General features: G+C 59.1%; 8 protein-coding genes. All 8 read right to left on the bottom strand.

The window, feature by feature from the left end:
• Positions 1–87: 87 nt before the first annotated feature.
• Complete coding sequence (gene hisS / locus ACGHIZ_RS01795; protein WP_390448699.1) at positions 88–1401, bottom strand: histidine--tRNA ligase; 1314 nt, start codon at positions 1399–1401, stop codon at positions 88–90.
• Positions 1402–1704: 303 nt separating this feature from the next.
• Positions 1705–2319, bottom strand: coding sequence for an MFS transporter (locus ACGHIZ_RS01790; RefSeq protein WP_390449945.1), 615 nt, complete (start codon positions 2317–2319; stop codon positions 1705–1707).
• A 95-nt stretch (positions 2320–2414) separates the two neighbouring features.
• The gene (locus ACGHIZ_RS01785) at positions 2415–2549 is read right to left on the bottom strand and encodes a hypothetical protein (RefSeq protein ID WP_255413075.1); all 135 of its coding nucleotides are present in this window, start codon (positions 2547–2549) and stop codon (positions 2415–2417) included.
• Positions 2550–2552: 3 nt separating this feature from the next.
• Positions 2553–3854 (bottom strand): M20 family metallopeptidase, encoded by a 1302-nt coding sequence (locus ACGHIZ_RS01780; RefSeq protein WP_390448695.1) that lies wholly within the window; start codon positions 3852–3854, stop codon positions 2553–2555.
• A gap of 116 nt (positions 3855–3970) precedes the next feature.
• Positions 3971–4954, bottom strand: a complete 984-nt coding sequence (locus ACGHIZ_RS01775; RefSeq protein ID WP_117716632.1) for a DMT family transporter — start codon at positions 4952–4954, stop codon at positions 3971–3973.
• A gap of 333 nt (positions 4955–5287) precedes the next feature.
• Positions 5288–7477 (bottom strand): YhgE/Pip family protein, encoded by a 2190-nt coding sequence (locus tag ACGHIZ_RS01770; protein ID WP_390448691.1) that lies wholly within the window; start codon positions 7475–7477, stop codon positions 5288–5290.
• Positions 7478–10219: a YhgE/Pip family protein gene (locus ACGHIZ_RS01765; RefSeq protein ID WP_390448688.1), complete on the bottom strand. Its 2742-nt coding sequence runs from the start codon at positions 10217–10219 to the stop codon at positions 7478–7480. It lies immediately after the preceding gene.
• Positions 10220–10578: 359 nt separating this feature from the next.
• Complete coding sequence (htpG, locus tag ACGHIZ_RS01760) at positions 10579–12603, bottom strand: molecular chaperone HtpG (protein WP_346964897.1); 2025 nt, start codon at positions 12601–12603, stop codon at positions 10579–10581.
• Between the last annotated feature and the right edge of the window lie 88 nt (positions 12604–12691).

The following is a 12691-nucleotide window of genomic DNA, read 5'->3' as shown; positions in this document are numbered from 1 at the left end:
GCATTCCGCATAAAAGCGAAACATCCCCGTAACAATCGCTCTCCATGAGCAGGGCACGTTAGCAGGCCCGAAGCTCAAAAAGATGCGCTACAGGCGCTCGCGAACCGCCTCGACGACGTTGTCCAGATCGGCGAGCACCTCGTCATGGCTCTGCATGTCGCGCACTTTGACCTTGCCGGCGGCAAGCTCGTCGCCACCCAGGACTAGGATGAGCTTAGCGCCCACCTTGTCGGCCTGCTTAAACTGGGCCTTAAGGGAACGGCCCTGATAGTCGGCCTCGGTCACGATACCTGCGGCGCGAAGCTCCTGCGTAATGGCAAAGACGTTCTGGCGCAGCTCCTTGCCGGCATTGGCGACGTAGACGCACGGGACCTCCTCGGCACCCAGGTCGCTGCCAAAGGCCTGCAAGGCCAGCAGGGCGCGTTCAAAACCGACAGCGAAGCCGACGCCTGCCGTGGGCTTGCCACCCTCGAGCTCGACCAGGCCGTCATAACGACCGCCGCCACCGATGGAGCCGACACCGGCGCCGGGAGCCTCGACCTCAAAGACAGTACGGGTGTAGTAGTCCAGGCCGCGCACCAAGGTGGGATCCTCGACATACTCGATACCCGCCGCATCCAAATAGCGCTTGACCTGCTCGTAGTGCTCACGGCACTCGTCGCACAGGTTGTCGCCCATCAGCGGGGCGTCGGCCATGATCTCGCGGCAGTGGTCGTTCTTGCAGTCGAAGGCGCGCAGCGGGTTGAGCTCGGCGCGCTCGCGGCACTCATCGCACATCTCGTCGGCGTGATCGAGGATAAACTGCTTGACCTGCTCGCGGTAAGCCGGACGGCACTGCGCATCGCCCATCGAGTTAATAAGCAGGCGAAGCTTGGAAAGGTCGAAGCCCAGGCGCTTGTAGAACTCCATGAGCATGATGATGCACTCGGCGTCTGCCGCCGGATCGGGAGCGCCGAGCCACTCGATGCCCACCTGATGGAACTGGCGCAGGCGGCCCTTCTGGGGACGCTCGCCGCGGAACATGGCCTCGGCGTAGTAGGCCTTAAACGGCGTGGAGCCCTGGGGCACCAGGTTGTTCTCCACGACGGCGCGCACCACACCGGCTGTGCCCTCGGGACGAAGGGCCAGGCGCTGCTTGGGCTTGAGCTTGGTATCGGTGCCCTCGGTAAAGACGCGCTCCAGGTTGGCGCCGCTAAACACGCGGAACATCTCCTTGCGCACGACGTCGGTCGACTGGCCGATGCCGTGGACAAAGACGTCCACCTGCTCGATCGCGGGCGTCTCGATGGGTTTAAAACCAAACGGCTCGAACACGCCGGCAGCGATCTGCTGCATCTTTTGCCAAGCGCGCATCTCGGCGCCGATAAGGTCGCGGGTTCCCTCCGCCTTCTGTGCCTGCATGGGCAAACACCTTTCTTTTGTATCGCGTCATAGGTAGTGGACATTATACGGCACAAAGCAGCAACGCGGCGGCGTGTCTGACCGAACGAGGGTATGGGGACTCGTTCGGCCAGACACGCCGCCGCGGTTTGTGATCCCTTTTCCTCCGTCCCCTTCGGATTACGTGATCCCTTGGGGACGGAGGAAAAGAGCTCATTTCGTAGACCCGTGGCTGCCCTGGAAACCGAATGACAGTACGGGCATCCATTCGGCTTCCAGGGCAGCCACGGGCAGAACAGGCAAACAGGAATAGGCGGCGACCCGCTACTCCCCCGCCACGCTTGCGCGCAGCTTGGCGGCGATGGGCTCGGATGCCAGCAGGAACACGAGCATGACCACGGAGCACGCCAGGCACACAATCCAGGTGCTCGCAAAGGAGCCCGTGGCATCGAACAGCACGCCCGAGACAATGGCGCCCACGGTGCCGCCGACCATCTCGAGCGAGGTAATGGTGCCCGTGACCTTACCCAGGTCGGCCATGCCAAACTGCTTGGACGCGGCGATGGTAGGCGTGATGGTGCCCATGCACGTTCCAACACCAAAGCTCACAGCGGCGACAATAGGACCGAGGTCCGTCGTCGGGAAACACAGCGCCACGCAGGCGATAATGCACGCAACGGAGCCAAGGATATTGCCAAAGCGCAGGCCAAAGCGGTCATAGATCGCACCGAGCGAAATCTTGGCAATAACGACGGTGACCATGTAGGCCGAAAGTACGGTACCCGCCCACATGGGATCGTGGCCGCCCGTGACAATCTTGGCACCGTTGACGGTAACACTCGTCATGTTGGTAACCTGGTTGGGCAGGATGGCGCCATTGACCAAGCCCATAAAGAGGAAGGCGACGACAAGCAGCCAAAATGCCGGGCTCTTCTTGATACGAGACCAGCCGACGCTAACCTCGGGCGCCGTGTGCTCGTCCTTGTCGCCAGCCGTCGAGACGGACGGATCGCCCGGGTTCTCGCCGAGCGGCTTCAGGCCGATCTCGGAAGGCTTGGTGCGGAAGGAATAGTCATGCAGTTAACGAAAATCGTGTAGCACGTGGCCATGATCACAAAGCTGGAGGCCACCACGAGCCAGCCGGGGAAGAACTTACGTTGCTGGGACATGGATTACTCCTTGTGGTCCGCAATGTATCCGAGAGCGACGGCGGCATAAGCCGCGGCGCCAAGGGGAAGCTCGGTATCGCTAAAGCGTGCCTTGGGATGATGCTGAGCAAAGTGCTCGTCCGTATCAGTCACGGCAGCGCCCACGGTAAAGTACGCACTCGGGATCTCGCTCGAGATCAACGCGAAGTCCTCGCTCGCCATGGCGTGGAACAGCGGCAGGAAGGCAGCCTTGGGCAGCACCGCGCCCACGTAGCCAAGCGACGCCTGGGTCATATCGCTGTCGAGCACGAGCGGCGGAACGTCCGAAAGCGTCTCGATGGCTGCCGGCGTACGATATGTTGCGGCAACGCCGTTGACGACCTCCGCGATACGCTCCTTGAGATGAGTCATGAGCTCGACATCGAAGCCGCGCAGCGTTCCCTCGAGCACACAGGTGTCGGGGATGACGTTGGCCGCCAAGCCGCCAGCGAACTTACCAACGGTAAGTGCGACTTCCTTGGCCGCTGGCACCTCGCGGGAGATAAGCTCCTGGAGCGCCAGGTGCACATGGACGCCGGCCGTGATGGGGTCGATGCAGATCTCGGGGCTCGAGCCATGGCCGCCCTTGCCCTGCAGCGTGATGCGGAAACCGTACACGCCCGAAAGCGCCGGGCTCCCATAGAGCACCAGGCCGAGCGGCGATTGGCTGTTGACGTGCATGGCAAAGGCAGCCTGGGGGCGCGGGTTCTGCAGCAAGCCATCGGCGATGGCAGCGCGGGCTCCCTCAAAGGTCTCCTCACCCGGCTGGAACAGCAGTTTGACGGTGGCATTGGCGTCGACAAGCTCGGCCTCGCGGGCCTTGAGCAAACGGGCCGCGCCGAGCAGCGCCGTCGCATGCATATCGTGGCCACAAGCGTGCATGCACCCGTTGGTGGAAGCGAAAGGCTCGCCCGATTCCTCGACAACGGGCAGGGCATCCATGTCGCCGCGAAGCATGATAACCGTACCGGTTTGCTCGTCCGCGCACGTACCATTGCCCTGAGCAGCCGCGGCCGCACCGGCACCGATCAGGCCAACAACACAGGAGCCGTCGACAAGCGTGGTATGGGGAATGTCCATCTCGTCCAGACGTGCCTGGATATAGGCAGACGTCTGCGGAAGATTGTTACCGAGCTCGGGCGTCTGATGGAGATCGTGGCGCCATGCGGCAAGCTCACCGGCAAATGCCTGGGCTTCTTTGACCAGACCATCGCCGATAGCGGTCTGCGCCGCTGCGGTAGCCTGAGGCGCTGGTTGCGGTTGAAGATCGGACAGAGCTGATGCCATAGATGCCCTCCAGTAACGTTTTTGCAGCACGCACTTTGACAGCGTAAAGTGCAAGGTACAACTGTAAGGGCATGACATAAAAAATGCCGCCCCGGGAGGGCGGCGCAACAAGTTGTTTACAAATGCGGGTGTGATTTTCGGCGCAAGAAATCGAAATGCGTCTCGCTCAAGATAATCGACAAAAAGATGAGCGCAAAGCCGGAAAGCAGGCGCGAGGTGAGCGCCTCCCCCATCAACAACACCGAGAACAGCACACCCGAGGGCGACTCCATCGAAAGAAGCAGCGAGCCCGTCGAGGCCGGGACGTGCGCCAGACCGACGTTTTGGACGAGCAGTGCCACGCACGTGCAGCCCACCGAGAGGAAGACCATCACGCCGATAAAACTCGGCGTCCACACGGACAGAGGCGCCTGAGTCTCGAATAGTAGCGACGTGATTAAGCTCAAAACGCCATTGCCCACAAACATCCAAAACGTGATGACGTTGATATCCATCTTGCGGCCATACTTGGCGGTCACCGCCATCTGGATAGCAAAGAAGACCGCGCCGCCCAGCGTGATGGCATCTCCAGCATTGAACTCGACGCTATCGAGTGCCACCAGGCCAATGCCCGCCAGGCACAGCAATGCAGCGCCCAAGTTGTAACGGGTAAGCCTTTCTCCGCTCAGGACATAGCTCGCAAACGGCACGAGGATGCAATAGGTACCCGTCAAAAACGCGCTCTTGCCCGCCGTGGTCTGTGCCAGGCCAATCGTCTGCAAACCGTACGCGCCCCACATAAGTGCGCCCATACCAAGCCCGACGATAAGGTTGCGAACATTAAAGTGTGCGATGATGCGTTTGCGGAAGATGGCGAACATAACCAGCGAAGCCGGGAGAAAGCGAACGTAGACCAGCTCGAACACCGGAATGGTGTCGAGTGCGTCCTTCATAGTGGTAAAGGAGTAGCCCCAGATAATCGCCACCGAAAGCAGTAGAACTTTCCAGAACAACGGCGAGCGTGCGCCGGCACCCCGGGGAATACCACCCGCGCCCAAATCCTCACGGGCTACAGGGCTATCGGGCATGTTTTCGATTTCGTTGGCAGCGTATTGGGCCATGGAACATCCTCGCGCTCAATCTGGGCGTGGTGTCCGCACGCGCGTGACCGCATGCCGCCTCATGGTCAAATAAAAACGGGGCGCACCGGACCCCCGGTACGCCCCGCTACTGTAGCAACAACCAAGTAACCCACGCAATTCACTACGCTAAAGCGTCGGTACAGAAAACCTCGATGTTCCGGCAACGTCAGCGAAAACGCCCCTAAGCGAGCAAGGTGACGTGAAATGGAAGGGCGCTGACCTTCTGGTCGCGCCCTTGAAATTGAACGTCAGATTGCCGCTTAGGGACGTTTGCAGCGTCGAGCCGTTACGCGGTTTGGTAAAACCGCGTAACTAAATAAGCTTCGTGCTTTCAAGCTTTTCGATGATCCAGTCGTTGGCTTTGATGACCGGGCGGCGGAAGACGACGCCAAGGGCCAGCGACGGAATCAGGTAACTCGCCAAGATACCCAACTCAATCCAGTACTCCATATGGTAGGCGCCGGCCATGGCGGCATGCATGGCGTTGATGCCGTGGGTAAACGGCAGGAACGGGTAGATCGCCTGGAACACGGGGCCGGTCATCTCGATGGGGAACGTGCCGCCCGAACCGCCGACCTGCATGACCAGCAACACGACGGCGAGTGCCTTACCGATATCGCCAAACGACACCGTAAGCGTGTAGACGATATTGGAGAACACGAGACTCGCGATCCAGCCCGCCAGCACAAATTGCAGCGGGTTGTCGCACTGGATGCCAAAGAACAGGATGTCGCCCGCGCACACGAGCGTTGCCTGCAGCAGCGCCAGACCGCCAAAGAACAGGTAACGGCCCAGGTAGATCTCGTGCAGGCGCACGGGGATAAGCTCGTTGATGAGCTCATCGTCAACCGACACCTTCATCATGGCCGCCAGTACAATCGAGCCGACCCAAAGCGACAGAATCGTGTAGAACGGTGCCATGGCCGAACCGTAGTTGCGGATCGGATAGACCGGTTTGCGGTCGAGCGCGACGGGACCGGAAAGCGACACGGCCAGACCCTCGGGATCGTTGCCGATCATTGTCTTGATCGTGGCCAGATCGTCCGACATAAGGGCACCGTCGAGGTCGTCCTTAAAGGCGCTGATCTTGTCCGACGCCTCGCCCAGCTGATCGGAAGCCTTGTTGACCAGCCTTGCGGCCTTAGAGAGACCCTTTGCCAGCGAACCAGATGCGTCGGTCAAGCCGTCTACGGCGCTATCCAGGTCGCCCGAGATGCTGTTCAGCGAATCCAAAACGCCCGAAATGGTCTTCTTGAGCTCCTTGGCCTTAACCGAGAACGTGGAATCGTAGTCGGACTTGGCGCCCGAGATACCAGCCTTGGCATCCGCGATTGCCTGATCGACCTCGGCACGCGACTTGTTAACTTCTGCCATGCCGTCAGAAAGGGACTTTGCGGTTGCCGTCAGGTCCTTGGCGTTATTGCGATACTCCACTGCGATTCTGCTCAGCGATGTTGCCACAGACTTGAGGCTGTCCTGGAGCTTTTCGTCAGTCAACTGATCGGCAAAGCTGCGGAGCTGGTCAGCAGTGGCGTCGATATCGTCGGCACGCGTGTTGAGCGCCGCCGCGGCATCGTTGAGCTGGGACACCGTAAGGTCCACATGTTGATTCGCGGCATCGAATGCCTTCGCAAGCTCGGCGGACACATTGTCAAACGAGCCCGCGCTTCCGTCAATCGCGGCGTTGATGGCGTCGTTGGCGTCCTTCAGCGCTTCCTTGGAATCGCTCATACCGCTCTTGGCATGCTCCATCAGCTGCTTAGTCGACTCATCGACCGTGCCCGTCTGCTTGAGCATACCGCCCGCCGACGTCAGCGAATCGGACGTGGAACTCAAAATGCCCGCCAGCGACGTCGCGCTGGCCTGAACGTCCTGCAGGTCCTGGACCGAATCGCCCAGCGTCGAGGACAGGTTGGCGATAAAGTTGCTCACTTGGTCGGTGCTCATGTAGTCGAGCAGGCTGGACACGGTTTTAAGACCGATGGTCGTGATGGTCTTGGTAAAGGTCTCGTTGACCTGACTCTGGACGGCGCTCGAACCCTTTTCAGTCACGATCTGTGCGATGGCGTTGGCCTTCTGGTTCTCATAGAACTCGATATCGGCGTGCTTCACCTCGGTCGAGAAAAGCGTCATCATGTCGGCGCTAAACGTTTTAGGGATAACGACGGCAGCGTAGTACGCGCCCGACTTAACGCCCTCAATCGCCTTATCGCGGTCGTTGAGGACGACCCAGTCGAAGTTCTCGTTGCCGCGCAGGGTGGCGGTTACGTTTTCGCCCACGTTGACCTCGACGGGAATCAGATCGCTCTCGTAACCCTCATCGGTGTTGACCACTGCAATCTTAAGGTTGCCGGTATTGCCGTAGGGATCCCAGCTTCCGGCGATGTTAAACCATGCATAGAGACATGGCACGATGATCAGGCCCATCACGACGACCATGCCGATCACGGAGCGAGACACGTTTTGGACATCGCGCTTAAACAGGTGCAGGATGTTTTTCATTTATGCCTCACCTCCTTTAGAGTGCTTGCCAAGCGGGGTGGTGTCCCCGTCGTTTCCGTTTACGTTGTCAGCGCCGTCGGCATCTTGAGCCTTACGATGCGCACCGATATGCGGCAGACGGCTCGTAGGCTGTTCGCCTCCCTTGGCGCCACGCTCGCTGGCGTTGAGACCAAACATGCGACGGGCGGCAGGGATCGCCGCCGTGTGCTCGCGCATCTCGCGGCGAAGGTCCTCGTCCGAAAGCGCCGAGATACGCATCTGGGTATTGAGGCTCGCACGGATGTATTCGATGTTGATGAGCCAGCCGCAGATGGCGATAACCGAAATGATCCAGATAACGAGCAGGATGATCTTGCCGTTATTGTCGATATCGAGCACCGTCGAAAGCACAAAGAGCAGAACCTGCACGCCTACCACGGCGGCAAAACCGCCCTTGATGTAGTACGGGTAGCGATGCTCAAACGCCACGGCATGATCGAGCAGCTCGCGACGGTACGAATCCGAATCGAGCATGACGCGCATGGCCGTGCGCAGCGAATAGCGCTGGCGCGGTAGGTCGTTGGACTCGCAGATCATTAGGCCCGTCGTGGAAAGCTGCTTATCAAAGAGCAGATTGAGGTTGAGCAGCAACGGGCGCAGCTGCAGACCGATAAAGAGCGCGATGGCAAGGAACACGCCCAGGACGCACAGGTTGAACAGGTAGTTGAACGAATACATGCCACCGACGGTCTCGCGCAGCAGGTTGATGCCATAAGTGAAGGGCAGCAGCGGATGCAGCCATTGGAAGAAGCCGGGCATCATCTCGATGGGATACATGCCCGACGAGCCGGGGATCTGCACAATGACGAGGATGACGCCAATGGCTTTACCGATATGCTTAAACGTGGTGGACAGCGCATAGATGATATTGACGTAGGTGAATGAAATCGCGATGCCGCCCAGCACGAACAGCAGCGGGTTAACGCACTGTACGCCAATGACCAAATCTCCCACCGTAACGATAATGGCCTGGAACGCGCCCAGGATCACCAGCAGCAGCCAGCGGCCAAAGTAGCCCTGACGCGCCGTAAAGCTACCGATGCCCTCGCGGTCGACCTCGAGTTTATAGATAGCGATGAGCACATAGCCGCCCACCCAAAGCGCCAGATTGGTGTAGAAGGGAGCGATGCCCGAGCCAAAGCTCTTGACCGGATAGATTGACTTGGACGTCAACTCAACCGGAGACGCCATGAAATCTGCCACGTCATTGACATCGACGCCCATCAGATCGGCCAGCTCGCCCATGGACTCGGAGGTCTGCAGCGCCGCGATGTCATTGGCGGCGGTTGCAAGCTTGTCCTGGACCTTGGCAAGCGAGGAATCGGTCTGGGACAGCGTGGTCTTGGCCTGGCCGAGCGTAGCGCTAAGCTGCGCCAACGTGCCGCGCGCATTTGCAAGTGTAGGTGTCATACCCGAGACGATACCGGTCAGGTCGCCCGAAACGGCAGCAAAAGAGTCGAGCGCGCTCGAGGCCTTCGGCAGCGCGTTTTGGCCCAAGTCCGTCTGGGCTTGGCCAAGGTTGGTCGCACCGGTATGAATTGCGTTATTGATAGCGTCACTGGCACCCGAAACAGCCGCTGCGTCATTCGCCATGGCGCTCGACTGCGCGGACAGACCGTCCTTGATGCTCTGAAGCTTTTCATTCTGCTCTCGAAGCAAATCGATGGTCGATACAATGCGCGCGTCAATTTCCTCGGAACCTGTCGACGTGTCATTGGCGAGAATCTCCAAGTGCCCGATAACGGCCTTATTGTGGTCGATCGTCGCTTGAAGAGACTCGAGCGAGTTGTCGATACGGGTGGTCGTAGATGTGACCGCGCCCGTCAGCTTGCCGATGGCAGCGTTCGCAGAGGCCGACGTCTTGGTGAGCGCAAGGCCGCCTTCCGAGAGCGCCTTGGAGAGCGAGGCGACAGAGTTGCCCGCCGTGGTGCGAGCTTCGCTCAGCAGGTCGTTGCCCTGGGAGATCGCCTGCGTCAGCGACGGTGCCTGGCCTTGCAAGCCGGCAAGTGCCGCATCAGCCGAGGCGATAGCGCCACTCGTCTTATCGATGGCGGCATTCATATCGCCAATCGAATCGCACACCTCGCCCAAGGTGTCGGACGCCTCGGACACCGAACTTGCCAGCGAGTCCTGAGTCTGGGTTGCCTTGTCCTTTAAATCGACACCGGCATCCTTGGCGATACCGGCAACAGTCTTGCCTACCGTAGAGACAAATTCCGAGTTGATCTGCTCCTCGATGGTGTTTGCACCGGTATCGGTAACCTTGGGCGCAATGGCGCTCTTCTTCTCATTGACGTAGTACGTGAGCTTGGGCTGATGGTAGTTGCCGTCGAGCATCGAAACCAGGTTATCCGAGAAGTTCTTGGGAATCACGATAGCGGCATAGTACTCGCCGCTCTCGACGCCCTCCTTGGCATCGGCCGTCGAGTCGACGAACGTCCAGCCCAACTGATGATTCTCCTTGAGCTGGTCGACCACTTTGTCGCCAGCGTTGAGCTCACCCACCAAGTCGTTTTGGGTGCCTCGATCGTTGTTGGCGATAGCAATCTTGATGCCTTGGGTGTTTCCATACGGATCCCAGTTTGCCACGATGTTATACCAGGCATACAGCGAGGGAATAACGCACACGCCTAGGGTAACCACCAGGGCGACGGGGTTCACAAGCAGTCGCTTAATGTCGCGCTTAAATATCGCAAAGGACACCTTTGCATTGGATAGTTTGCTGCCGAGACTCACGCTTGGACCATCCATCCTGTCGTTAAATCGAATCGTACTATCGACAACCATTGTAGTAGGCGCTTTAACGTCTCAAAGCACAATGGTGTTGAGTTTTGCGGGTAGCAATATACTACGAAGATGAGTTAACGTACAGATGTACAGTATCCTAAATTTCAGCAGGTCACAAAACCACAACCCGCACAAATAAATGATCCCTTGGGGACGAAGGGATCATTCAAAAGGAAACGAGAGTGGAAAATCTCCCACTTCAAGCCCGCATTCGAGCCAAAAGTGGGAGATTATCCACTCTCGTTCTAATCTAGTTACGGTGCCGTATCCCCGAACTACATCAAGTTGCAGACAGCTGCCGCGAAGGCAACGGGGTCCTCGGGCAAAATGCCCTCGACCAGCAGGGCCTGATCGTAGAGCAGACCGGAGTACTGCTTGATCTTGTCGGCGTCGCCTGCCTTCTGGGCAGCGACAAGCTTGGCAAAGACCGGGTGCTTGGCGTTGAGCTCGAGCACGCGCTGGCTCTTGGGCATACCATCGGGCGCTCCCTCGGGACCCTTCTGGAGCACCTTCTCCATCTCGAGCGAAAGCGGGCCCTCGGTGGTGATGCACGCGGGAGCATCGGTCAGGCGCGCAGAGACGGCGACCTTCTCGACCTTGTCGCCGAGCGCCTCCTTCATGGCGCTAAAGAGGTCCTCGTTCTCCTTGGTGGCGTCCTCGGCCTCCTTCTTTTCGTCCTCGGTCGCCAGGTCAAGATCACCGGTCGCGACGTTCTTGAGCTCCAGATGACGATCCTCGACCTCGGGCTCGGCACCGTCGGCCACAGCCTTCTCGGCAGCCTCGCGGGCAGCGTCGTCCTCGTAAATCTTGGGCATATCGGCGGCAATGTACTCACGCATGGCCTGGAAGGTGAACTCATCCACATCCTGCGTCAGTAGCAGCACGTCATAGCCGCGGTCGAGCACGCCCTTTACCACGGGCATCTTGGCCAAGCGCTCACGCGAGTCGCCGGCGGCGTAGTAGATGGCCTTCTGATCCTCGGGCATGCCCTTGGCATACTCGGCTAGGGTAATCATCTTCTGCTCCTTGGCAGACCAGAACAGCAGCAGGTCGGCGAGCTCATCGGCCTTCATGCCATAGCTCGAGTAGATGCCGTACTTAAGGCCGCGGCCAAAGTTCTCAAAGAACTTCTCGTAGGCCTCGCGGTCGTTGTCACGCATATCCTCAAGGTCAGCGGTGATCTTCTTTTCCACACGCTTGGCGATGGCCTTGAGCTGACGGTTCTGCTGCAGCGTCTCACGCGAGATGTTGAGCGACACGTCGGCGGAATCCACGACACCGCGCACAAAGTTGTAGTAGTCGGGCAGCAGGTCGTCGCATTTCTCCATAATCAGCACGTTGGAGCTGTAGAGCGCCAGACCCTTCTCGTAGTCCTTGCTGTACAGATCGAACGGGGCGCGACCCGGCACAAACAGCAGGGCGTCGTACTCGAGCGTGCCCTCGGCGTGGAAGCTGATGGTGCGCGCAGGATTATCAAAGTCGTGGAACGTAGACTTGTAGAACTCGTCGTAGTCCTTCTGCTCAACATCGGAGCTGCGCTTTTTCCAAATCGGCGTCATGGAGTTGATGGTCTCGAGCTCCTGGTAGTCCTCATACTCGGGCTTGTAATCGTCGCCGGCGTCCTCGGGCTTGGGTTTCTGGCGGCTCTTGGACACCATCATCCGAATCGGGTAGCGCACATAGTTGCTGTACTGCTGAATCAGGCTCTTGAGGCCCCACTCGGTCAGGAAGCGATCGTAGGTCTCGGCCTCGCCATCGGCGTCGAGCTTCTCGTTCTCACGCAGCGTCAGAATGACATCGGTACCGTGCTCGGCGCGCTCGCCATCCTCGATGGTGTAGCCCTCAAGACCGTCCGACTCCCACACATGGGCGACATCCTCGCCATAGGCGCGGCTCACGACCTTCACATGGCTGGCGACCATAAAGGCCGAGTAGAAGCCCACGCCAAACTGGCCGATGATGTCGACATCCGAACCCTGCTGCTCGGCGTTCTCGGTCTTAAACTCCTCGGAGCCGGAATGGGCGATGGTGCCCAAGTTGCGCTCGAGCTCCTCGGCGGTCATGCCAATGCCGTTATCCGAGATCGTGATGGTGCGGGCATCCTTGTCGAAAGAGACGCGGATGGCAAGGTCACCTTGGTCGAGCTTAACGCTCGGATCCTGCAGGCTCTTAAAGTTGAGCTTGTCGACGGCGTCGCTCGCGTTAGAGATAAGCTCGCGCAGGAAGATTTCCTTATTGGTGTAGATGGAGTTGATCATGAGGTCGAGCAGTTTTTTGCTCTCGGTCTTAAATTGACGCATGTGCAGTCCTTTCGCGCTACCCCCGTCCGCAAAAACGGCCCGGTTGCCCGAGCCGCATCGCAGACCTGCTATGTTCAGACTTAGATTT

Origin of the sequence: Collinsella sp. i05-0019-G5 (assembly GCF_042851345.1) — a bacterium.
Classification (GTDB): Bacteria; Actinomycetota; Coriobacteriia; order Coriobacteriales; family Coriobacteriaceae; genus Collinsella.
Note: the sequence above shows the minus strand (reverse complement) of the source record. Positions and strands in the feature narration are given on the sequence as shown.